This window comes from Desulfovibrio legallii, assembly GCF_900102485.1.
GTDB lineage: Bacteria > Desulfobacterota > Desulfovibrionia > Desulfovibrionales > Desulfovibrionaceae > Desulfovibrio > Desulfovibrio legallii_A.
The window spans coordinates 106,239-128,198 of sequence record NZ_FNBX01000003.1 but is presented as its reverse complement, the minus strand read 5'-3'; the positions used below and the strand labels follow the sequence as shown (position 1 = coordinate 128,198).

General features: G+C 64.9%; 17 protein-coding genes. 6 read left to right on the top strand and 11 right to left on the bottom strand.

What is annotated here, in order from left to right; genetic code table 11:
• Positions 1 to 70: 70 nt before the first annotated feature.
• The 11 genes from rpoD to BLS55_RS02790 form a co-directional block, all read right to left on the bottom strand.
• Entirely contained in the window at positions 71 to 1,837 is a 1,767-nt protein-coding gene (gene rpoD, locus BLS55_RS02840) for an RNA polymerase sigma factor RpoD (RefSeq protein ID WP_092152963.1), read from the bottom strand.
• Positions 1,824 to 3,545 (bottom strand): DNA primase, encoded by a 1,722-nt coding sequence (dnaG, locus tag BLS55_RS02835; RefSeq protein ID WP_092152848.1) that lies wholly within the window; start codon positions 3,543 to 3,545, stop codon positions 1,824 to 1,826. Before dnaG ends, rpoD begins: the two co-directional genes overlap by 14 nt.
• Positions 3,546 to 3,638: 93 nt before the next feature.
• Positions 3,639 to 6,014, bottom strand: coding sequence for an endonuclease MutS2 (locus BLS55_RS02830; RefSeq protein ID WP_092152847.1), 2,376 nt, complete (start codon positions 6,012 to 6,014; stop codon positions 3,639 to 3,641).
• A gap of 505 nt (positions 6,015 to 6,519) precedes the next feature.
• Positions 6,520 to 6,975: a GatB/YqeY domain-containing protein gene (locus tag BLS55_RS02825; protein WP_092152962.1), complete on the bottom strand. Its 456-nt coding sequence runs from the start codon at positions 6,973 to 6,975 to the stop codon at positions 6,520 to 6,522.
• 93 nt (positions 6,976 to 7,068) lie between these two features.
• Positions 7,069 to 7,272, bottom strand: a complete 204-nt coding sequence (gene rpsU, locus BLS55_RS02820; RefSeq protein ID WP_092152961.1) for a 30S ribosomal protein S21 — start codon at positions 7,270 to 7,272, stop codon at positions 7,069 to 7,071.
• 389 nt (positions 7,273 to 7,661) lie between these two features.
• Positions 7,662 to 7,934 (bottom strand): HU family DNA-binding protein, encoded by a 273-nt coding sequence (locus BLS55_RS02815; protein WP_092152960.1) that lies wholly within the window; start codon positions 7,932 to 7,934, stop codon positions 7,662 to 7,664.
• 113 nt (positions 7,935 to 8,047) lie between these two features.
• Positions 8,048 to 8,866: a 16S rRNA (adenine(1518)-N(6)/adenine(1519)-N(6))-dimethyltransferase RsmA gene (rsmA, locus tag BLS55_RS02810; RefSeq protein WP_092152846.1), complete on the bottom strand. Its 819-nt coding sequence runs from the start codon at positions 8,864 to 8,866 to the stop codon at positions 8,048 to 8,050.
• An 8-nt stretch (positions 8,867 to 8,874) separates the two neighbouring features.
• Positions 8,875 to 10,929: an elongation factor G gene (gene fusA / locus BLS55_RS02805; protein ID WP_257243112.1), complete on the bottom strand. Its 2,055-nt coding sequence runs from the start codon at positions 10,927 to 10,929 to the stop codon at positions 8,875 to 8,877.
• A 30-nt stretch (positions 10,930 to 10,959) separates the two neighbouring features.
• Positions 10,960 to 11,844 (bottom strand): hypothetical protein, encoded by an 885-nt coding sequence (locus BLS55_RS02800; protein WP_092152844.1) that lies wholly within the window; start codon positions 11,842 to 11,844, stop codon positions 10,960 to 10,962.
• Positions 11,845 to 11,873: 29 nt separating this feature from the next.
• Positions 11,874 to 13,277 carry an argininosuccinate lyase gene (gene argH, locus BLS55_RS02795; protein ID WP_092152843.1) on the bottom strand — a complete coding sequence of 468 codons (1,404 nt, stop codon included), beginning with the start codon at positions 13,275 to 13,277 and terminating at the stop codon, positions 11,874 to 11,876.
• Between the two features lie 12 nt (positions 13,278 to 13,289).
• On the bottom strand, positions 13,290 to 14,495 hold the full coding sequence (locus BLS55_RS02790; protein WP_092152842.1) for an argininosuccinate synthase: 1,206 nt from the start codon (positions 14,493 to 14,495) through the stop codon (positions 13,290 to 13,292).
• 398 nt (positions 14,496 to 14,893) lie between these two features.
• On the opposite strand from BLS55_RS02790, the gene BLS55_RS02785 reads away from it, so the two are divergent.
• The 6 genes from BLS55_RS02785 to BLS55_RS12240 all read left to right on the top strand — a co-directional run bounded on the left by BLS55_RS02785 (position 14,894) and on the right by BLS55_RS12240 (position 21,957).
• The gene (locus tag BLS55_RS02785; RefSeq protein WP_092152841.1) at positions 14,894 to 15,316 is read left to right on the top strand and encodes an FKBP-type peptidyl-prolyl cis-trans isomerase; all 423 of its coding nucleotides are present in this window, start codon (positions 14,894 to 14,896) and stop codon (positions 15,314 to 15,316) included.
• Positions 15,317 to 15,647: 331 nt separating this feature from the next.
• Complete coding sequence (locus tag BLS55_RS02780) at positions 15,648 to 17,840, top strand: glutamine synthetase III family protein (protein WP_092152840.1); 2,193 nt, start codon at positions 15,648 to 15,650, stop codon at positions 17,838 to 17,840.
• 126 nt (positions 17,841 to 17,966) lie between these two features.
• On the top strand, positions 17,967 to 18,953 hold the full coding sequence (locus tag BLS55_RS02775) for a methionine ABC transporter ATP-binding protein (RefSeq protein WP_092152839.1): 987 nt from the start codon (positions 17,967 to 17,969) through the stop codon (positions 18,951 to 18,953).
• Positions 18,946 to 19,656, top strand: coding sequence for a methionine ABC transporter permease (locus BLS55_RS02770; protein WP_092152838.1), 711 nt, complete (start codon positions 18,946 to 18,948; stop codon positions 19,654 to 19,656). Before BLS55_RS02775 ends, BLS55_RS02770 begins: the two co-directional genes overlap by 8 nt.
• A gap of 35 nt (positions 19,657 to 19,691) precedes the next feature.
• Positions 19,692 to 20,468 carry a MetQ/NlpA family ABC transporter substrate-binding protein gene (locus tag BLS55_RS02765; RefSeq protein ID WP_092152837.1) on the top strand — a complete coding sequence of 259 codons (777 nt, stop codon included), beginning with the start codon at positions 19,692 to 19,694 and terminating at the stop codon, positions 20,466 to 20,468.
• 952 nt (positions 20,469 to 21,420) lie between these two features.
• Positions 21,421 to 21,957 carry a transglutaminase-like cysteine peptidase gene (locus tag BLS55_RS12240; RefSeq protein WP_257243111.1) on the top strand — a complete coding sequence of 179 codons (537 nt, stop codon included), beginning with the start codon at positions 21,421 to 21,423 and terminating at the stop codon, positions 21,955 to 21,957.
• Positions 21,958 to 21,960: the final 3 nt, after the last annotated feature.

The following is a 21,960-nucleotide window of genomic DNA, read 5'->3' as shown; positions in this document are numbered from 1 at the left end:
CCCGCCTCTGTAAAGCCCAGGGCGGCGCGGAGAGGGAAAAACGCACGGCACGGCAGGCGTCCCTCCGACCTCAGTTTTCATAGTAGGAGCGCAGGGGCTGACTGCGCACGGGGTGGCGCAGCTTGCGCAGGGCCTTGGCCTCAATCTGACGGATGCGCTCGCGGGTCACGTTGAAGAGTTTGCCCACTTCCTCAAGGGTGTGGTCGCTCTTTTCCGCAATGCCGAAGCGCTTGCGCAGCACCTGTTCCTCGCGGGGGGTCAGGTCGGCCAGCACGGCGGCCAGCTGCTCGGAAAGTTTGGTGTTGATCACTTCTTCAGCCGGGGCCACGGCCTTTTTGTCCTCAATAAAATCGCCCAGGCTGGAGTCCTCCTCGTCGCCGATGGGCGTTTCCAGCGAGATGGGCTCCTTGGCTATTTTGAGGACTTTTTTGACCTTTTCCACCGGGTATTCCATGCGTTCGGCAATTTCCTCTGGCGTGGGGTCGCGGCCCAGCTCCTGCACCAGGTAGCGGGAGGTGCGGATGAGCTTGTTGATGGTCTCGATCATGTGCACGGGGATGCGGATGGTGCGGGCCTGGTCGGCGATGGCGCGGGTGATGGCCTGACGGATCCACCAGGTGGCGTAGGTGGAGAACTTGTAGCCGCGCTGGTACTCAAACTTATCCACAGCCTTCATAAGGCCGATGTTGCCCTCCTGGATGAGATCCAGGAACTGCAGACCGCGGTTGGTGTATTTTTTGGCGATGGAGACCACCAGGCGCAGGTTGGAGCGGATGAGCTCCTGCTTGGCGCGCATGGCGGCGTTGTTGCCGCGCTTGATGCGCCAGAGCACTTCTTCCAGGTCCGTCACGTTGTGGCAGCATTTTTCCTGCAGGCGCTTGAGAATCTCGATCTTGCCCACAATCATTTCTTTAAAGGAGAACAGCTCGTCCACGCTGAGTTTGAGCTCGCGGGCGGCGTCCACGGGGTTGACCTCGCGGTTGTCCAGGCCGTCGAACAGAGCCTGAATTTCCGCCTGGGTGCGGCCCGTGGCCAGAATGTAGGCCGAAAGATCGCGCTGGCAGTTGTGCATCTGGCGTACATAGTCTTCCACCGTTTCAATAATGCGGTCGATAAGGGTTTTTTCCAGCTTGATGTCGCGCAGGCGGGTGACGATCTCTTCTTTGTAGCCGATGATTTCCTTCTGGATAGCCGTCACGCGGCGGTCCATGCAGGCGCAGCTGTCCAGCTTCTTGTAGATTTTGCGCTTTTTTTTGTAGACCTGCTTGATTTCGTCCAGCAGCAGAATGACCCTGGAGCGCTGGTTCATCTCGTCTTCGCTGGGGTCATCTTCTTCAATAGTTTTGACCACATCCTTGAGTTTGATGCGGTTCTGGCGCAGGTCCTCGCCCACGTTGATGAGTTCTTCCACGGCCACGGGCACTTCCACCAGAGCGTAGAGCACGTCCTGCTCGCCCATTTCGATTTTTTTGGCGATGACGACCTCGCCGTCACGGTCCAGCAGGGGGACGGCGCCCATTTCGCGCAGGTACATGCGCACGGGGTCCGTGCTGCGGGAGGAATAGTCGGCGGATTCCTCATCTTCGGCCAGGTCCAGGGAGCCTTCGGCCATGTCTTCGTCGGTTTCGGCGGCGGCGGAAATTTTTTTGCCGTCCTTTTCCGTATCAACGATGACGATTTCCAGCTGCTCGAAGATCCCGATAATTTCTTCAAAATATTCGGGCGTGTTCATTTCCACGGGCAAGGCCTTGTTGACCTCTTCAAAAGTCAGAAAGCCCGCGCCTTTGCCCTTTGTGATAAGCGACTGGATTTGCTGAATATCTTTAAGATTGCTCATGGCCATTCTCCAAAGTTTCCTTAAGTGCGCGAAGATAAGCCAAATCGGCCGCAAAGTCACCCTTGCCGGTGTTGGCCTGAAGGGCCGCCGTCAAGGAAGAGCGCTGGGCGTTGGCGTAATAGTTGTTGAGGTACTGACGCAGGGCTTCCAGCTCCATGTCTTCCGTATGGCGCGGCGCGGCCTCCGGTCCGCAGCAGTGGCAGAAAAACTGTTTTTCCCGGGCGTCCAGATGGTAGACGAACGCTTCCGGGCCGTGTTGCTCAATCTTATCCCACAGTTGTCGGCCTTGCGGCGTCTGCAGGGCCAGGTCCGCGCCCAGGGCCGTAAGATCCGTCAGGCGGTGGGGGTAGCGCAGGGCGTACATGAGGATTTCCCGATCGCGCACGCTGCCCCGGCTGGGTGCGCGCGGGGCTTCCCGGCCTGCCGCGTCGCGCCGGGGCGCGAGGCCCTCGCGCAGCTCCGTCTCCGAAAGCTGCAACTGGGCCGCCAGGCGGGAAACGTAGGGGCTGAGCAGCTCCGGCATGCTGACCTGACGCAGGAAATTGCGGGCCCATTCCACGGTTTCGCGCGGGGCCAGGGATTTGAGCACGTCCACACAGAAGCGCAGCCCATCCGGAGCCTCTGCCCGCAGCTGCGCAAAGGCTTCCGGGCCGGGGCCGCGCAGCAGGCTGTCAATGTCCTCGCCTTCGGGCAGGAGCACTACCTGGCAGGAAAGCCCGCGCACAAGGAGCATCTCGCTGGAGCGCAGGGCCGCCTTGCGCCCGGCGCGGTCACCGTCGAAGAGCAGAATAATTTTTGAAGTAAAGCCTGAAAGGCGTTTGATCTGCTCCGGCGTGAGGGCCGTGCCCAGCACGCCCACGGCATTGTCGTAGCCGAACTGGTGCAGGGTCAGCACGTCCATGTAGCCCTCGGTAAGCAGGGCCTCCCCCTTGGTGACGATGCCCCGCCGGGCCTGGGCCAGGCCGTAAAGGTGTTCGCCTTTTTTGTACAGGGGCGTATCGGCGCTGTTGATGTACTTGGCCTCGTCCGCGTCGTCGATGATCCGCCCGCCGAAGGCAATGATCTGGTTGGAGAGGTTTTTGATGGGAAAGATAAGCCGCCCACGGAAGCGGTCGTACGCCCGTCCCTTGTCCGAGCGGCCCAGCAACCCGGCCTCCACGGCCATGCGCTCGTCAAAGCCGGCGCGGCGCAGGGCCTCGCCCAGGGATTGCCATTCCTGGGCGGCCCAGCCCAGGCCGAAGCGCTCCACAATTTCCGCGCTGAGGCCGCGCCGTTCCACATAGGCCCGGCAAGCGGCGGCCGCGGGGCCGCGCAGCGCGGCCGCAAAATGCGCCGACGCCAGCTCGTACATGCGCAGCATCTGCTGCCGCGCGGAGCGCCGCCGCCTTTCCTCCCCCTGCCGCCGGGGGTCGGCGGGGCCGCTCTCCAGGGCAACGCCCGCTTCCGCCGCCAATTGTTCAAGTGTCTCTTTAAAGTCCAGCCCATTGATGCGACTGTAAAAATCAAAAACGTCACCTGAGGCGTGGCAGCCAAAGCAGTAAAACAGGCCCTGGTCTTCATTGACGGAAAAGGAGGGCTTGGTTTCCTGGTGGAAAGGGCAGGGGGCCATCCAGCGCGGGCCGTTGCGCTTCAGCTCCACATAGCGGCGCACCACGTCCACGATGTTGAGGCGCTCTTTGATGGCGCGAATGGCATCTTTGGATTGCATGACGGCGACGTTCCACCTGGGGCAATTGTTTGGCCCGCGCGGTTTGCAGCAGCGCGGCGGCCACGGCGGGCCCTTCCCGCCGGGCGGGGCGGATCAGCGCAGCCGGACGATGGTCATGCCGTCGCCGCCGCGGTCTTCGGGGGCAACGGCAAATCCGGCCACGGCCGGCGAAGCGCGCAAAAATTCGTGCACCTGGCGGCGCAGTGCGCCCGTGCCGCGCCCGTGCACCACTTCCACTTCGGCAAAGCCCGCCAGCAGGGCCTTATCCAGAAAACGCTCCAGCTCGGCCAGGGCCGCGTCGGCCCGCTGGCCGCGCAAGTCCAGGCTCAAGGAGGCGGGTTCGCTGCCGGAAAGCGGCACGCGGCCTGACCGCCCGGAGGCGGGCTGGGGCGGTGCGGCGGCTGATGCGCCGGGCAGGCGCACGTCCTTCATGGCGGCCCACAGGCTTACGCCGTTCAGATCCAGGCGCACCCGCTGGCGGCGCGCGTCCACGTCCGTCACCACGCCGCGCTTGTTGAACGCCGTGTGCAGCACCTGCTGCCCCGGCGTGAAGGCCTGCGGCACGGGCAGCACCGAGGCCTCCGCAACGGCGGGGCTGGCCAGCTCCGCCCGCAGGCGGGACATTTCTTTTAAGGCCTGCTTGTGGGTGGCGCGGCCTTCCTTCCAGGCGCGCATGAGCTCCCCGGCCTTGGCCCGCACTGCGTCGTGCAGGGCGGCGCGTTCCCGCTCCAGTCGCTCGTGGTCCTGCCGGGCCTGGTTGCAGGCTTTTTCCTCTGCGGCGCGCAGGGCGGCGAGCTCGGCTTCACGTTCCGCTGCCAGGGCGTTGAGCCGGGTCAGCAGGGCCGTGGCGTCCTGGCCGTCCTGGAGCAGATAGTGCTCGGCCCGGCGGATAATGCCCTCCGGCAGGCCGTGCTCGCGCGCCACATCCAGCGCCTGGCTGGCGCCCACCTGGTCGTAGGCCAGTTTGAACAGCGGCTTTTTGCTCTGCGGGTCGAAGAGCATGGAAGCGGCCCTGGCCCCCTCGCGGGTCAGGGCGTAGCTTTTGAGTGCGGGAAAATGCGTGGCCGCCAGCACAAAGGTATGTTTGTCCAGCAATTCGTCAAGTACCGCCTGGGCCAGCGCCGCGCCCTGGGCCGGATCCGTGCCCGCGCCGAATTCGTCCAGCAGCACCAGGCCGCTGGCGTCCAGGTGCTTCCAGGCCTTGGCCAGATGCTCAATCTGGGCCGTGAAGGTGGAAACGTTGTCCGCCAGGCTCTGCTCGTCGCCGATAAAGGCGTCCAGCCGGCTGAACCAGGGCAGGTGCGAACCCTTGCCCACGGGCACGGGCAGGCCGCTCAACGTCATGGCCGCAATGAGGCCCAGCGTTTTGAGGCACACGGTTTTGCCGCCGGCGTTGCCGCCGGTGATGACCAGGGCGCGCTCGCCGGGGCGCAGCACGATGTCCAGGGGCCGCACGTTCTCGCGCGGGGCGGCCGAACCGCCGACGGAGGGCGTCTCCGTCTGACGCAGGGCCAGCAGGGGGTGGCGGGCCTCCAGCAGCTGGATGCCTTCCTCCACCGGGGCCAGGGGCAGGCAGCGGGCATGAAGCCGCTGGGCCAGAACGCGCTTGGCCTGAAGGATATCCAGCGCAGCCAGAAGGTCCAGCGCGGCGCGCGCGCCGGGAAGCTCCGCCGCCAGCAGGTCGCGCAGGTAGGCAAGAACCTTGCGTTCTTCCTCGCGCTCCTCGCGTTTGAGTTCCTGAAGACGGTTGTTGATCTCTACCAGGAACATGGGCTCAAAATAGCAGGTTTCGCCGGTTTGGGACCAATCGTGGATGATGCCCTGCATGCGGCCTTTGAAATTGGCTTTGAGGGGCAGCACATAGCGGTCCGAAGAGAGGGTCATGAATTCGTCCTGCAGGTAGGCCAGCATATTGTACTGCAGGGCATAATCCTTGACCTTGCGCATGCAGTTCTGATGCAGACGGCGCAGCTCCGTGCGCAGGCGGTAGAGCTCCGGCGAGCTTTCGTCGCGCAGCAGGCCGTCGTCCGAAACGCAACGCAGCAGGGCGGCGGTAAGCTGCACAGGCAGGGGCGCGGCCTGGGCCAGGGCCAGCAGGTGGGGCCAGCGGTCCGGCGCGTCGGGCACGGCAATGGCGGCGTGAGCGTCCCGCGCCAGCCGCAGCACCTGGCGCAAGGCCCAGAAGGCGTCCACATCCGGCTGGGGCGCGCGGGGGGCGTCCATGCTGTGCAGCAGGCCGCTCACATCGGGAAAAGCGCCGAAGCTGAAGGCCGCCCCCCCAGGCAGCGGCGTGGCGGCCCAGACGGCCGCTTCCTCATACAGGCGCGCAGCGTGGGTTACTGCAGCGGCGTCGGGCAGGGGCGCGAGGCTCAGGGCGCGCTGCCGCCCTACGTCAGAAACGCAGCAGGCGGCCAGGTATTCGGTTATGCAAGAAAATTCCAGGGACTGCAGCGTGCGGGCATGGATCATGCGACTGCCTCGAAAGAATTAACCGGGCGCAGGAGCGCAGGGCAATTTTCTGTGGAACCGTGTACGGCGCACAGCGCCGAGGAATGCGCCTTCCGGCGGGCGGGGTGCGGCCGCGAAAAGCCGCGCGCCCTGGTGGTTTGCCGCGCGGCGTGCGGGGCGCGCAGCGCCTGTGCTGCGGCGCAGTTGGAACATATCGAACCTGCGCAGCACCTTCGCACGGGCCGCAGGATGCGCGCGTTGGCGCTTGCCAGCGCGGCTGAACCGCGCGCGCGGCTTTTCGCGGCGACTGCCTGCGCAGTTGTCAGAACATTTCAGGGGAGAAATGCTCCCGACCATGCAGCAGTACTGCGCCAGCTCGCAGCGCCGTGCCGTAGGCACATTTCAGGTCGCGTGGCCGCCGGAATATCCGCAGGGCTGCACGGCAAGCGCGCCATCACTGACAACGCGGGGCTGCTGCCGCTGCGCGTCGCAGCTCTTGAAAGGGATGCCGGAAAACGCGCCGCGCTCAGCCCTGGAGACGCTGCCTGACGGCCGCGGACAGAATCTTGCCGTCCACACGGCCCGCATACTCGGCCATGATGGCCGTCATGACGCGCCCCATATCCCTGGGGGAAGCGGCCCCCACTTTGGCGATGGTGGCCTCCACCATCGCGTGCAACTCTGCGTCGCTCAGGGGCTGGGGCAGGTATTCCTTCAGAATGGCCCATTCGGCGGCTTCTTTTTCCGCCAGGTCAGGCCGCCGGGCGTTGGTGTATTGCTCAATGGAGTCCTGCCGCTGTTTGCCTTCTTTGATGACGACCTGGAGCATCTCCGCGTCCGTAAGGACGCCGCCGGGGCGCTTCAGTTCCACCAGCCGGTTTTTGGCGGCGGTTTTCAGCAGGCGCAACACATTCAGACGGACGCTGTCCTTGGCTTTGTAAGCCCGGATGTAGTCCTGATCAATTTGTTCAAAGAGGGGCATGGCGGGTGTGGGGGTGAAGGTGTGGGAACGCAGAAAGTGCGGGAAGCCCGAAAGCCTCCCGCACGGCCGGACGTACAAGGCCCGCGCGGGGCGCTAGGCCATGTTCATCTTCCGCATTTTTTTCATCAGCCGCTTCCGGGCGGCGGCCTTCTTCTTCTTGCGCATGACGCTGGGCTTTTCGTAGTGCTGGCGCTTCTTCATTTCAGAAAGAATGCCGGCCTTTTCCACCTGCTTCTTAAAGCGGCGCAGCGCAATGTCGAAGTTGTAGTCGTCGTCGTTCAGAAAAACTCCGGGCAAAGAGATCACCCCCTTCGGCGGCGGGCGCAGAAAAAACGCCCACAAAATTGAAGAGTGCTTATATCCTGCCCCTGGATAAAATGCAAGGGACAATTGGGCAAAAATTCAGCGCAGATTACTGCTGCAAATAAGCATTCTCAAAGGTTACGGCACACACGTTTGGCGTCTAACGGCGTAAATAAATTGCACTTACGCCTACACGGCGGGCGTCTGCCCACGCAGCCGCCAACTATTTCAAAATTAAAATGCCACAAGCAGAGCCGCACGCCAGAAAACGACGAAAAAATTCGTCGTAACAAAAGCCCAAAGGGTAGTTACACCAAGGCTCCGCCGATGCGGCGCCCCGGAGACGAGACGACAACGCCGCCGGGCAACCGGCGGCGCAGCGGTCAGTTCAAGGAATCCTTGAGCATTTTGCCCGGGCGGAATTTGAGAATCTTGCAGGCGGGAATAGTCAGGGTATCGCCGGTGCGGGGATTGCGTCCCTGCCGGGCTTTACGGGTTTCCACCGCAAAGGTGCCGAAGCCGGTGAGGGTCAGTTTGGCGTCTTTGACAAGAGCGTCTTCAACCGAGGCCAGAAAGGCATTGAGGGCGCGTTCGGCGGCAGCCTTGGTAAGGTTGGCCTTGGCGGCGATTTTTTCTACCAGATCAGCCTTTGTCATCAGCATATCCTCCTGAAAGATTCCCGCCGTTACGCTTTATGCCGCTCCGGAGCAAATGCCGCAACGGCTCCCCGGCGCGCAACGGGGCCATATATGGACATACTCAAAACTTTTTATCCAGGCTTGTCAAGCCGAGCGGCCCACAAAGAGCTCCAGTGGTGGAATTGGGCCACGCTCAGGGCTTCGGGCCGCAAGCCGGGGTCGATACCTGCGTCCGCCAAGGCTTCTGGCAGCCCGGCCTGGCCGCTGCGCCGCACAATGCCCCCCAGCTGTTTGCGGCGCTGCTGGAAGCAGACGCGCAGCAGGCGGGCCAGAAGCGCCGGGCGCGCCGGGCGCGCCTCCAGCGGCAAAGGCGTAAAGGAAAGCACGGTCGAATCCACCTTGGGCGGTGGGCTGAAGGCCCCCGGGCCCAGGGTAAATTCCAGACGCGGGGCCGCATAGCTCTGCACCCAGACCGAAAGCGCCCCGTACTGTCCGTTGCCGGGCCTGGCCGCCAGGCGCAGGCCCACTTCCTTCTGCACCATAAACACTGCGCGGGTGAGCCCCGCGGCCTGGGAAACAATGTCCCAGATCAGGGGCGAGGCCACATTGTAGGGCAGATTGCCCGCCACCTTCCAGGCGAAGCCGGGGGTAATGCGCCGCCAGGCAAAACGCAGGGCGTCCGTGAGCACGGCCTGGGTACCCGGAGTGGCCGCGCGTTGGCGTTCCGCAGCCCAGTAGCGGTCTTTTTCCAGCAGCAGCAGGCGGGCGTGGGGCAGGGCCTCCAGAGCGCGGGTCAGCGCGCCGGGGCCGGGCCCGATCTCCAGAATGCGGTCTTCTGGGGCGGCGTCCAGCAGGGCGGCGATGCGCGTGCAGACGTCCGGGCTTTTAAGAAAATGCTGGCCCAGGCTTTTTTTGGCGCGCGGGGCGGCGTTGGCTTTGGCGTGCGGCATGGGGGGCCTCAGGGCAGGTCAAAGCGGGCAAAGCTGAGCACCAGCCCGGCCCGGCCCTGGGTGGCCGAACGCAAGGCCGTGGAGAAACCGAACAGCCGCCGCAAGGGGGCCGTGCCGCGCAGGAGTTTGCGGCTGCCGTGGTCTTCCACATTTTCCACCTTGCCGCCGCAGCCCGTGAACAGGCTGATGGCCGCGCCCAGAAAATCCTCCGGTGCGGCGATCTCCACCTGCATGAAGGGTTCCAGCGCCACGGGCGACGCCGCGGCCAAAGCCTCGCGCAGGCCCTGCGCCGCGGCCATGTGACAGCCGGGGGCGGTGGTCAGCCCTTCCTGCCGGACGACGTTGGTCAAGGTCACGGCCACGTCCGTGACGGGGCAGCCGGTGAGCTCGCCGCTCTGCAAGGCGTCGCGCACGCCTTCCAGGGCCGCGTCCAGCAAGGCCTGGGGCAGGATTTTGCGGGCTTCTTCCGCTTTGGCGGGCAGGAAGTCGCCCACGGTCACGCTGTTGCCCTGGCCGCGCGGGCGGGGCGCCACATGCAGGGCCACCCGGCCCTGGTGGCGTTCCTTGCCGAGCTCTCGGTCAAAGGTCACGTCGGCGTCAGCCTGAGCACGGACGCTCTCCCGCAGCACCACCTGCGGGTTGCCCGCCCTGGGGCTGATGCCGTATTCGCGCCGCATGCGTTCCAGCAGCACGTCCAGATGCAGTTCGCCCATGCCGGAGACCATGCGCGCGCCGCTTTCCTCGTCGGTCTGCACCCGCAGGGTGGGGTCTTCCTCGCTGTAGCGGGCAAGGGCTTCATCCAGAATCTTGCCTTCCTCGGCATTGCGCGGCTCCAAAGCGCGGGTGAGCACCGGCGCGTAGGATTCGATGCTTTCCAGAGAGATCCGCCGCCCGTGCCCCGTGTATGTTTCGCCCGTGTGGGCCGAGCGCAGCCCCACCACGGCCACGATTTCGCCAGCCGCGGCCTCGGAGATCTGTTCGCGCCGGTCCGCGTGGGGCCGATAGATGCGCCCCAGGCGATCCTCCTTGCCCTGCGCCGTGTTGCGCAGGCTTTCGCCCTCCTTGATGCGTCCGGCGTAGAGGCGGATGAAGGCCAGTTTGCGGCCGTTTTCCAGCAGCACTTTGAAGACCAGGGCCACGGCCGGGGCGTCCGGGTCCGCCGGTACGGAAACTTCACGCCCTTCCGCGTCCCGGCCTACGGGGGCGGGCACGTCCAAGGGGGAGGGCAGAAAGTCGCACACGGCGTCCAGCACGGGCTGCACGCCCATATTGCGCAGGGCCGAACCGCAGAGCACGGGCGTGAGCGTCCGGGCCAGGGTGGCCCGGCGCAGTGCGGCCAGGATGTCCGCCTGGCTGTAACTTCCCTCCAGATAGGGCGTCAGGAAGGTTTCGTCCGCTTCGGCCAGCTTTTCCAGCAGGGCCTCGCGCCGGGGCGCGGCCAGGGCGGCCTCCTCCGGCGTGAAAGGGCTGCGGCGCACGGTGCGGCCCTGGTCCTGGGGGTCGAAGGTCAGGGTTTCCTGCCGCACCAGGTCCAGCACGGCGCGAAAATCCTCCCCCTGGCCCAAGGGCGCGGCGATGGCCGCGGCATTGGCCCCCAGGCGGGCGTGCATGGCGGCCAGCACGGCGTCGAAATCCGCGCCGGGGCGGTCCATTTTGTTGACAAAGGCGATCTTGGGCACGCCGAAGGCCTCGGACTGCCGCCAGACCGTTTCGGACTGCGGCTCCACCCCGCCCACGGCGCAGAACACGCCCACGGCCCCGTCCAGGACGCGCAGGGCGCGTTCCACCTCAATGGTAAAGTCCACATGGCCGGGGGTATCCACCAGGTTGATGGTGGCTGCGCGCCAATGGCAGGTGGTGCAGGCCGACATGATGGTGATGCCGCGTTCCTGCTCTTCCGGCATGTAATCCATAGTGGCTGCGCCGTCGTGCACCTCGCCCATGCGGTGGATTTTGCTGCTGTAGAAGAGCATGCGCTCGCTGAGCGTGGTTTTGCCCGCGTCGATGTGGGCAATGATGCCGATATTGCGGATCTGGGCCATGGATGCAGATGGACTGGACATGACGGCTCCGGGCGCGCGCAAACGCGCGGTTTACAAAAGGCCGAAGGCCTGGCGACGCACGCGGAAAAAATCCGGATCAAGGCCGGGGTGCAGCCAGAAGCCTTCACAGCCTGGAGTCAGGGCCGGAGCGCCGCTGTAGGGGAAGGGCCCGCTGCGGCGTTCGCGGCAGTGCCCCAGGGCCGCGCCGGGGGTGAGGTAGAGGGCGTCCGGCGGGCGACGGTCTGTGGGTTCCAGGGCGGCTTCCAGGGCAGCGCCCTGGGCAAAGGCCAGCAGGTCCAGGTCAAAGGCTTCGGGCACGGGCAGGCCCAGCAAGGGGGCGCGGCGTTCCTGCCAGCAGGGCAGGCCCAGGGCTTCGGCCGCGCGGGCCGCGGCGTCCAGTTCCCCTTTGTGCAGCAGGACAAGCCGCCCCGGTCCTGGCTGACATTCCTCCAGCAGGCGGCAGAGGTCCGTCAGGTCCAGAACAAAAACGTCTTCCACGCCGGAGAGCTCCAGACTGACCAGAGCCGCCGGGTGCGGGGAGCAGGTTTGGGGGGCTTCCGCCACGCAGGCGGCCCCCACCAGGGGCACGCCCGCCAGCAGGGCGGGCACGCAGGCCGCCGCCAGGCGGGCCGCTGCGGCGTAATCCGGAGTAAAGGCGACAACAGCCCAGGGCGCGGCGTGGCTTATGCCCCGCCGCCAGAAGCCGCGCTGCGCGTCGCGCACGGCTTCCGTGCGGCTTTGCGCGCCCTGGCCAAAGTGGGCGCAGGCCAGAGCCAGTCCGGTTTTTATGGCCGCGCGGCACGGGGGCGGCGCAGCCTCGTAGGCCGCCGCGCACAAAGCGTCGTCCAGCTGCCGCGCCGCGGCCCACTGGGGCCAACGGGCAGAGGGGCGGTCTTCCTTTTCTGGCAGGTTCTGGAAGTGCGGCGCGTGCGGCATAGGGGTTCACCGGGGCGGTTGTGCGGCCCTCAACTGTTTGGGGAAGTGTGAAAGAGGTCCAGCCAGCCCCTGAGCTGCTCCAGCTGCCGGCTGACCGAATGGGGGCCTGTGCCGCCAGGGGTTTCCCGGCGCTGCACGGCCGCCGTATAGGCCAGCACGCTGTAAACGTCGTCGTCGATGCGCGGATCCAGGGCCTGCAGCTCCGGCAGGGTCAGCTCTTCCAGGCCCTTGCCTTCCTTTTCGGCGGCGGCCACGGCCTGGCCCGTGATGTGGTGCGCCTCGCGGAAGGGCAGGCCCTTGCCCACCAGATAGTCGGCCAGCTCCGTGGCGTTGAGGAAGCCGAGCTTGCAGGCTTCGCGCATGCGCTCCGGCCGGAAGGCGATTTCCTCCAGCAGGCCGGCCATGATGCGCAGGGAGGACGAGACCGTGCGGTCCGCATCCAGAAAGCCTTCCTTGTCTTCCTGCATATCGCGGTTATAGGCCAGGGGCAGGCCCTTCATGACCGTCAGCAGGCCCAGCAGCGCGCCGTAGACGCGCCCGGTCTTGCCGCGCATGAGCTCGGCCACGTCGGGATTCTTTTTTTGCGGCATGATGGAAGAGCCCGTGGAGTAGGCGTCAGGCAGGCGCACAAAACCAAAGGCCGGGTTAGCCCAGAGGATGATTTCTTCGCACAGGCGAGAGAGGTGCATCATGACGAGGGAGCCGCCGAACAGGGCCTCCAGCACAAAGTCCCGGTCGGAAACCGCGTCCATGGAGTTGCCGTAGATGCCGGCAAAGCCCACCTCTGCGGCCACGCTTGCGGGATCCAGGGGGTAGGTGGTGCCCGCCAGGGCGGCCGCGCCCAGGGGGGAGACGCGCACCCGGGCCAGGGTGTCGTCAAGGCGTTCCACGTCCCGGCGGAACATCCAGGCGTAGGCCAGCAGGTGGTGGGCCAGACTAACAGGCTGCGCGGGCTGCAGGTGGGTGCAGCCGGGCAGGATGACGTCGCGGTGCTCCGCGGCCCTGTCCAGCAGCACCGCGCAGAGGGTCGCGGCGCCCTCCTGCCAGGCGCGCAGCTTGTCCGCCACAAAAAGGCGGAAGGTCAGCCCCACCTGATCGTTGCGGCTGCGGCCGGTGTGCAGCTTTTTGCCCACCTCGCCGGCGAGTTCCGTAAGCCGCGCCTCAATATTCATGTGCACGTCTTCCAGCTCGGAGCGCCAGACAAAGCTGCCGTCTTCAATTTCCCGCCGCACGCGCTCCAGGCCTTCCACCAGGGCGCTGGCCTCCTGGGGCGTGATGACGCCCTGGCGGCCCAGCATGCGGGCGTGGGCCTGAGAAGCGCGGATATCCTGGGCGTAGAGGGCGCGGTCAAAGGTCTGCGAATCCGTGTAGCGGGCCACGGCCTCCGCCGGGCCCTCGGCAAAGCGTCCGCCCCAGCTCTGATTGGTGCTCATGCCGCCTCCGGCCTATGCGCCCAGCTTGCGCTGCACGGCGGCGAACTGGCGCAGGCGCAGACTGTTGAGGCGGATGAAGCCCGCCGCGTCCTTGTGGTCGTAGTCGCCGCCTTCAAAGGTGGCCAGATCCTCGGAAAAGAGCGAGAGGGGCGAGGTGCGGGCCAGGGGCCAGACGCCGCCTTTGTAGAGCTTGGCGCGCACGCTGCCGGTGACCGTTTCCTGCGCCTTATCCATAAAGACCTGCATGGCTTCGCGCTCCGGCGAGTACCAGAAGCCGTTGTACACGCACTGGGAGTAACGCACGGCCAGCATATCGCGGATGCCGAGCAGCTCGCGGTCCATGCAGATGCCTTCCAGATCGCGGTGCAGCTTGTAGAGCAGGGTGCCGGCCGGGTTTTCATACACGCCGCGGCACTTCATGCCCACAAAGCGGTTTTCCACCATGTCGTCGCGGCCGATGCCGTTGCGCCCGGCCATTTCGCTCAGCACGCGGATGATTGCGGCCGGGGAGAGGCGCTCTCCATTGACGGCCACGGGGTTGCCGCGTTCAAAATCCACGGTGACGATTTCGGGCGTGTCCGGGGCCTGCTCCACAGGCACGCAGCGCTCGTGGCAGGAAGCGTCCGGTTCGTTGCCGGGGTTTTCCAGCTCGCTGCCTTCAAAGCTGGTGTGCAGCATGTTGGCGTCCATGCTGTAGCGCTTGGCCCCGCTGGAAATGGGGATGCCGTGCTTTGCGGCAAAGGCGGTGAGCGCCGTGCGGGACATAAGCTCCCACTCGCGCCAGGGAGCGATGACCCGGATATCCGGGGCCAGGGCGCTTACGGCGAGCTCAAAGCGGACCTGATCGTTGCCCTTGCCCGTAGCCCCGTGGGCCACGGCGTCCGCGCCTTCCTTGCGGGCGACGTCCACCAGGGCCTTGGCGATGAGCGGCCGGGCGATGGAGGTGCCGAGCAGGTAGCGTCCCTCGTAGCGGGCCGCGCCGCGCATCATGGGGAAGACGAAATCCTTGGCCATTTCTTCGCGCAGGTCCAGCACATAGGCCTTGGAAGCGCCGGTTTTGAGGGCTTTGGCCTCCACCCCGGAGAGGTCTTCGGGCTGGCCCAGGTCGGCGGTGAGGGCGATGACCTCGCAGTGGTGGGTTTCAATAAGCCACTTGAGGATGACGGAGGTATCCAGGCCCCCGGAATAGGCAAGAACGACTTTTTTTACTTTTTGCATGGTCAGGCTCCCCTTACAGATTCGGAACGGAAGTATTGCCCAAAACCGCGCCAGGCGCAAGTGCCCGGATCAGGGGCGCCGCCTCTAATTAATCACCGGTAACAAACTGGGAAAGCTGGCGTTTGCCGGTGATCAATTATTCTGAGAATAGCCTTCTCTCTGGCTAAAGCAAGGACGCCGCAAAAGATGCCCACCAAAAGAGCGGGCTACACTCCATCTTGAACCCAAACTTCGCAGAGGCCCATTTCTTCAAAGATTAAGATGCGCTCGCCCTGGCGCTGAGGGCCGCCCGCATTGACAGAAGGCCTGCGGCGTGTTTTTCTGCTATCTTCATCAAGGGCGCGTTGCACGGCCGGCGAGCTGGCCGGCGGCGGCCCGCCCCAGACAACGGAGTAGTTATGGGCATTAAAAAAGGCGACACGGTGCGCGCGCACTACACGGGCACCCTTGACGACGGCACGGTATTCGATTCCTCGCGGGAGCGCGATCCCCTGGAATTCGTGCAGGGCCAGGGCATGCTCATCCCGGGCTTTGAAAGCGCCGTGGAAGGCCATGAGGCCGGCGACGTGGTCAGCGTGACCATCGCCCCTGAAGACGCCTACGGCGAGGCGGACCCGGAGCTGATCTTCACCGTGCCCCGCGCCCAGGTGCCGGACCACATTCCTCTTAATGTGGGCGTGCCCCTGCAGCTTTCCAACGAGCAGGGCCAGATGGACGTGACCATCACGGAAGTGGGCCCGGAAGAAATTACCCTGGACGCCAACCATCCCCTGGCGGGCAAGAGCCTGATGTTTGAGATAGAAATCGTGAGCGTCAACTGACGCCGTGCGCTGCGGGCGGGGGCCCGCCGCAAGGGCGGCGCCCGCCCGGTCCGCCCGGTTTGTCTGTTTGGTCTGGGCGGCCGGCCCCAGCGCAACGGCGCGGCGGGCGCTCGGCTTCAGCTTTTGGGCAGCGCTTTGGCGCAGGCGTTTGGGCCAGGGCCGCCGCCCGCGCAGGCGCAGCGTTGCAGAGCCGGGCCGCGCCTGCCGCTATGGCGTTTGCGTCAGCAGCGGTCAGCGCTTTTCATGCCAGCTGTTCTGACGCCGCCCGGATGGGAGCCTTTTCCCCGGCAGCGCATTTCTCAATCCCCCCTTTTCCTGCAAGAGGTCTGTCATGAGCAGCAATACCGCCAGATACGACGCCATTCAGGCCATCACCGGCTACCGGCCGGAAGCGGCCCCCCTCAACTTTGCGGATACCAAGCCCACAGAGATTTTCGGCTGCAACGTGTTCAATGACCGGATCATGCGCGAGCGCCTGCCCAAAAGCGTGTACAAGGCCCTGCGCAAGACCATTGAATTCGGCGAACGCATGGACCCCGCCATCGCCGACACCGTGGCGGCGGTCATGAAGGACTGGGCCATTGAGAAGGGGGCTACCCACTTCACCCACATTTTTTATCCCCTTACGGGCCAGACGGCGGAAAAGCACGACAGCTTTCTGATGCCCGACGGCAACGGCGGGGTCATTGCCGAATTTTCCGGCTCCATGCTCATCCGGGGTGAGCCGGACGCCTCTTCCTTTCCTTCCGGCGGCCTGCGCTCCACCTTTGAGGCGCGCGGCTACACGGCCTGGGACGTGACCAGCCCCGCCTATATTATGGAGAATCCCAACGGCACGTTTTTGTGCATCCCCACCATGTTCCTTTCCTGGACAGGCGTGGCCCTGGACAAAAAGACGCCCCTGCTGCGCTCGGCCCAGGCTCTCAACCGCCAGGCCCAGCGCGTGCTGCGCCTCTTTAACGAAGAGACCGAGCACCCCGTGGTTTCCTACGCCGGGCTGGAGCAGGAATACTTCTGCATTGACCACAACTTCAACTTCGCCCGGCCCGACATTCAGATCGCCGGGCGGTCCCTGTTCGGCGCGCGTCCGGCCAAGGGCCAGGAATTCAGCGACCAGTATTTCGGGGTCATCCCGCAGCGCGTGCTTTCCTACATGATGGAAGTGGAGCGGGAGCTGTACAAGCTGGGCGTGCCTGTGCGCACCCGCCACAACGAGGTGGCCCCCAGCCAGTACGAGATCGCGCCCCTCTACGAGGTCAGCAACCTGGCTGTGGACCACAACCACATCACCATGTCCATGCTGCGCAACGTGGCCAAGCGCTACGGCCTCAAATGCCTGCTGCATGAAAAGCCCTTTGCGGGCGTCAACGGCTCCGGCAAGCACCTCAATTATTCCATCGGCAACGCCGAGCTGGGCACCTTGTTCGACCCCGGCGAGACCCCGCACGCCAACGCCAAGTTTCTGGTTTTCTGCGCGGCCATGATCCGCGCCGTGCACAAGTTCGGCGGCCTGCTGCGCACCACCGTGGCCAGCGCCGGCAACGACCACCGCCTGGGCGCCAACGAGGCCCCGCCCGCCATCATGTCCATCTTTCTGGGCGACCAGCTCACGGAGGTCTTTGAGGCCTTCCGCGCCGGAAGGGTGGAGGAAGCCGCCAGCGGCAAAAAGCGCCGGGCCCTTAACCTGGGCGTGGATACCCTGCCCAGCCTGCCCGCGGACCCCGGCGACCGCAACCGCACCAGCCCCGTGGCCTTTACGGGCAACCGCTTTGAGTTCCGGGCCCTGGGCTCCAGCCAGTCTGCTGCCGGCTCCATTACGGCGCTCAACGCCATGATGGCGGATTCCCTGGGCTTCGCCGCCGACTGGCTGGAACGGAAGCTGGCCGCGGGCACGCCCTTTAACGCCGCGCTGGAATCCTTTATCGGTCACGTTATGGACGAGCACAGCGCGGTCATCTTTAACGGCGACGGCTATTCCGAAGTCTGGCACAAGGAGGCCCAACGCCGCGGCCTGCCCAATCTGCGCAACACGCCTGAGGCCTTGCCTGAGCTGGTCCGGCCTGAGGTTGTTGACCTCTATGAAAAGCACGGCGTGCTCAACCGGGCGGAGCTCAAGGCCCGGCAGGAAATCTACCTGGAGCAGTACTGCAAAAGCGTGCGCACCGAGGCCAACCTGGTCATCCGCATGGCCCGCACCGTCATCTTCCCCGCGGGCATGCGCTATCAGGGGGAGCTGGCCGCCACGGCGGCGCAGATGCAGGCCGTGGGCAAGGAGGCCCGCACCCGCACCCTGGACGAGGTGACCGAGTGCCTGCGCGGCCTGCAGGACGCCTGCGGGCGGCTGGAAGCAGTGCTGGCGGACGTGGAGGCCCAGGGCCTGGGCATGGACGCGGCGCGCCGCTACTGCAACGACGTGCTGCCGCAGATGCTGGAAGTGCGCCGCTACGCGGATCAGCTGGAAACCCGCGTGGCCGACGATTTGTGGCCCTTGCCCAATTATCAGGAAATTCTGTTCGGCAAATAGACGCGCGGACGGCGGGGCGGCTTTGTTGGTCTGTCCCGCCGGTTCGCAGCGGGATCGCCATTTTTTCGTAAAAAGGGCGGTGGGTTGGGATATCTGTATTGAGGTTCAGCAGCAGGCAGAAGGCGGATGATAGAGGTCAGCGGTCTTTGTAAGAGCTACGGCGCGCACGAGGTCTTGCACAATATTGAGATGTGCGTGCACGAAGGCGAAATTTTTGGCATCGTGGGGCATTCCGGCGCGGGCAAATCCACCTTGCTGCGCTGTCTCAACGGCCTGGAGCCGTACCAGAAGGGCAGCGTCAAGGTCATGGGCGTGGAGGTGGCCGGCCTGGAAGGGCGCCGTCTGCGCGAGCTGCAGAGCAAGATGGGCATGATTTTTCAGAATTTCAACCTCATGGCCCGCAAGAATGTTTTTGACAACGTGTCCTTTCCCTTGTCCATCTGGCACAAGGGCAACCCGCGTGAACGGGTCATGGAGCTGCTGGAGCTGGTGGGCCTGGCGGACCGGGCCCGGCAGCGGGTGCAGAGCCTGAGCGGCGGGCAGAAGCAGCGCGTGGGCATTGCCCGCGCCCTGGCCCTGAACCCGCAGGTGCTGCTCTGCGACGAGGCCACCTCGGCCCTGGACCCCAAGACCACGGCCTCCATCCTGGACCTCCTGGAGGACATCAACAAGCGCCTGCACCTGACCATCGTTATGGTCACCCACCAGATGGAGGTGGTCAAGCGCCTCTGCCACAGTCTGCTTTTGCTGGACAACGGCCGCACCGTGGGCCTGGGGCGCACGGAGGAGCTCTTCCTCGCGCCCGGCAAAGACATGCAGGCCTTTGCGGACAACGAATACACCCTCATTCCCGGCGGCACCAACATCCGGCTCATGTTCCCGCGCGAGATTTCGCAGCAGGCGGTCATCACCCACATGGCCCGGACTCTGAATCTGGATTTTTCCATTGTGGGGGGCAAGCTGGAGCGCTACCTGGACGACGTGTTCGGCTTTCTGATCATCAACGTTTCGGACCGCAACAGGGAGGCCGTGCTGCGCTACCTGAAGGAGAACCGCCTGTACTGGGAGATTCTGGACGGTCCCGAAGAAGCCGGGGAGGCGGCGCATGACTGAGCAACTGGCTGGCATGGGCGCGGCGGCGCAGGTTTTCTGGCCCCTGTGGGAGCGCTTGCTGGACAAGTGGCCGGAAATCGTCGCCGCCACCTGGGAGACGCTGCAGATGGTGCTGCTCTCCACCGTATTTTCCCTGGCGAGCGGGTTTCTGCTGGCCATTCTCATGATCGTGACCAACCCCTTCATGAACCTGCGGCCCTGCCGTCCTGTCTATCAGGCGGTGGATTTTGTGGTCAATCTGCTGCGCTCTTTCCCCTTCATCATTCTGCTTATCGCCATCATCCCCTTCACGCGCCTGGTGGTGGGCACCTCCATCGGCAGCGCGGCGGCCATTGTGCCCCTTACAGTGGCGGCGGCTCCCTTTGTGGCCCGGCTGATCGAAGGCTGTTTTCTGGAAGTGGATAAGGGCGTCATCGAAGCGGCGCGCTCCTTCGGGGCCAGCAACGGGCAGATCATCTTTCGCGTGCTGCTGCCCGAAGCCCTGCCTTCCATTGTGCTCAACGTGGCGGTCATCGCCATCACCTTGCTGGGCTATTCGGCCATGGCTGGCACTGTGGGCGGCGGCGGCCTGGGCGACCTGGCCGTCAAATACGGCTACAACCGCTTCCAGGTGGACATCATGGTGTATTCCGTGGTGATCCTCTGCGTGCTGGTGCTGGTCATCCAGGGCCTTTGCAATCTGCTCTACAAACTGCTGCGCTGAGGCGCGGCTTTCACCTTCTGCTCAAAGGAGTCCGTATGAAACGTCTGCTCTCTTCGCTGGTGCTGCTGCTGGCCATGGCCCTTCCCGCTCAGGCGGCCGAAGATATTGTGGTGGGCGTCACGCCCTTCCCCCACAAGGACATCATGCTGGTGGCCAAACCCCTGCTGGCCAAGGAAGGCTACAACCTGGTGCTCAAGGATTTTACCGATTATGTGCAGCCCAACATGGCCCTGGCCGGCAAGCAGATTTTTGCCAACTTTTTCCAGCATCAGCCCTATCTGGACAATATGAATAAGGAAAAGAACCTGGGGCTCGTGTCCATCGCCAAGGTGCACATTGAACCTCTGGGCATCTATTCCAAAAAAATCAAGAAGCTGGACCAGCTCAAAAAGGGCGACGTCATTTCCGTGCCCAACGATCCCACCAATGAGGCCCGCGCCCTGCGCCTGCTGGAGGCCAAGGGCGTCATCAGCGTCAAGCCCGGTGCGCTGGCAACCGTGGCCGACATCACCAAGAACCCCCTGAACCTCAAAATCCATGAGCTGGACGCCGCCCAGCTGCCCCGCACCCTGGAGGACGTGACCGCCGCCGTCATCAACACCAACTTTGCGGGCGAGGCGGGCCTTATTCCGGCCCGGGACGCGCTGGCCATGGAAGGCAGCGAATCCCCCTACGCCAATATTATTGTGGTGCGCGCGGCGGATAAGGACAGCCCCAAGGCCAAGGCCCTGGTCAAGGCCGTGCAGTCCCCGGAAGTGAAGGCGTATATTGAAAAAGTGCTGGTGCCCAAGGGCATCATGCCCGCTTTTTAGGGCATGCAACTTTGAAAGGCCCTGGCGGCTGCGTGAGCAGGCGCCCCCTGGAGGCGTAAGCGCAATTTATTTGCGCTGTTAAGCGCCGAAACGAGCGTGCCGTAAAGTTTGAGAATGCATATTCTCAAAGTTAATCTGCTTTAATGTACGGCAGTAAAAAGAAAGCCCTGCCTCCGGCAGCAGGTTCACCCGGCGGCTGTGGGAAACCCCCGCAGCCGCCGGCAGCGTGTGGGGGATGCGTCGCCCAGCCGGAGAGAGCGGATGTTTGTCGCCCCCCAGCCGTTGCCTTCCGCTCCGGCCAATGGCAGAGTAGGGGGTACGCCCCTGCAATCCAGCCGCCCGTGGACCGCCTATGAAGCGCCGTTATTCCCGGTCCGGAGTCGTTGCGCTCCTGACCGGGATTTTTTTTCTGTTTCCCCTCCTGCTCTGGTGCGTGGGCCTTGCGCCCCAATGGGGTCGGGACGTGCAGGCCGCGCGGGAAGATCCGCCTGGTCTGGCGGTGCGCGCGGACGAGCCCGCCGTTTCGCCGGCCAGCGTCTCCGCCGCCTCTGCGCGTGCGGCGCGCGGGGCCCCCGCCCCTGCGCCTGCGGCAGCGCAGGAGCCTTCCCCCGTTCCGCTTCCCGCTCCGGCGTCGGTTGTTCCGAAGATTGCAGACGCCGCTGACGCTGCGTCAGCCGCCGTGCAGCCGGACAAACCGGCTTCACCGCAGCCTGCGGATACTGCAGCCCCGGCGCTGCCGGCAGGGCAGGCGTCTTCCCAGGCATCTGCGGCCCAGACCCCCACAGCGCAGACGCCGCCCCCCGCTTCGCCGTCGCCGGTTCGGTCTTCCCTCCCTGCTGCGGCGCTGGAGGCGCTCGCCCGGCAGCAAAGCGCCCCGTCCGTCGTCCGGGAGGCGTCGCGGGCCAGCGCGCCGTCTGCGCCCCCGCGCAAAACGGTGCGCCTGTTCGGCACAGTGGAGTTCAAACGTCCCCTGTCCTCCCTGCCCGGCTGGCTGGAGCTGCTCCGGCGCAACGCCAAAAATTCCATTTTTACGTCCGACCGGGCGCTGAAAAGGGGCGTCACCTGGGGGCAGTTCCGGGCCGGGGCCGCCGGGAAGCAAGGGATGGCCCTGCTGCGCTACGTCAACAGCTTCTGGAACACCTGGCCGTACCGGGAGGACAGGGACGTATGGGGTAAGGAGGATTATTGGGCCATCCCGGCGGAATTCCTGCGCCGCTCCGGCGACTGCGAGGATTACGCCATCGTCAAGTATTTTACCCTCAAAGAACTGGGCGTTGCGCCCGAAACCATGCGTATTGTAGTAGTGCGCGACACCGTCCGCAACCTGGGGCACGCGGTGCTGGCCGTCTATATGGACGATACGGCCTATATTCTGGATAATCTCAGTAACGCCGTTTTGCCCCACAACCGGCTGCGCCAGTACCGGCCGCAGTATTCGGTCAACGAACAGGGCCGCTGGGCCCACCTGCGGGTGACCCGAACCCCCTAACCC

Excerpts from the sequence above, each read along its gene's own strand:
- dnaG (WP_092152848.1), bottom strand. The coding sequence starts at position 3,545 with ATGCAATCCAAAGATGCCATTCGCGCCATCAAAGAGCGCCTCAACATC.
- BLS55_RS02775 (WP_092152839.1), top strand. The coding sequence starts at position 17,967 with ATGATAGAGGTCAGCGGTCTTTGTAAGAGCTACGGCGCGCACGAGGTC.
- BLS55_RS02815 (WP_092152960.1), bottom strand. The coding sequence starts at position 7,934 with ATGACAAAGGCTGATCTGGTAGAAAAAATCGCCGCCAAGGCCAACCTT.
- argH (WP_092152843.1), bottom strand. The coding sequence starts at position 13,277 with ATGAGCACCAATCAGAGCTGGGGCGGACGCTTTGCCGAGGGCCCGGCG.
- BLS55_RS02825 (WP_092152962.1), bottom strand. The coding sequence starts at position 6,975 with ATGCCCCTCTTTGAACAAATTGATCAGGACTACATCCGGGCTTACAAA.
- BLS55_RS02780 (WP_092152840.1), top strand. The coding sequence starts at position 15,648 with ATGAGCAGCAATACCGCCAGATACGACGCCATTCAGGCCATCACCGGC.
- BLS55_RS02770 (WP_092152838.1), top strand. The coding sequence starts at position 18,946 with ATGACTGAGCAACTGGCTGGCATGGGCGCGGCGGCGCAGGTTTTCTGG.
- BLS55_RS02790 (WP_092152842.1), bottom strand. The coding sequence starts at position 14,495 with ATGCAAAAAGTAAAAAAAGTCGTTCTTGCCTATTCCGGGGGCCTGGAT.
- rsmA (WP_092152846.1), bottom strand. The coding sequence starts at position 8,866 with ATGCCGCACGCCAAAGCCAACGCCGCCCCGCGCGCCAAAAAAAGCCTG.
- rpoD (WP_092152963.1), bottom strand. The coding sequence starts at position 1,837 with ATGAGCAATCTTAAAGATATTCAGCAAATCCAGTCGCTTATCACAAAG.
- BLS55_RS02830 (WP_092152847.1), bottom strand. The coding sequence starts at position 6,014 with ATGATCCATGCCCGCACGCTGCAGTCCCTGGAATTTTCTTGCATAACC.
- BLS55_RS02765 (WP_092152837.1), top strand. The coding sequence starts at position 19,692 with ATGAAACGTCTGCTCTCTTCGCTGGTGCTGCTGCTGGCCATGGCCCTT.
- BLS55_RS02785 (WP_092152841.1), top strand. The coding sequence starts at position 14,894 with ATGGGCATTAAAAAAGGCGACACGGTGCGCGCGCACTACACGGGCACC.
- BLS55_RS02800 (WP_092152844.1), bottom strand. The coding sequence starts at position 11,844 with ATGCCGCACGCGCCGCACTTCCAGAACCTGCCAGAAAAGGAAGACCGC.
- fusA (WP_257243112.1), bottom strand. The coding sequence starts at position 10,929 with ATGTCCAGTCCATCTGCATCCATGGCCCAGATCCGCAATATCGGCATC.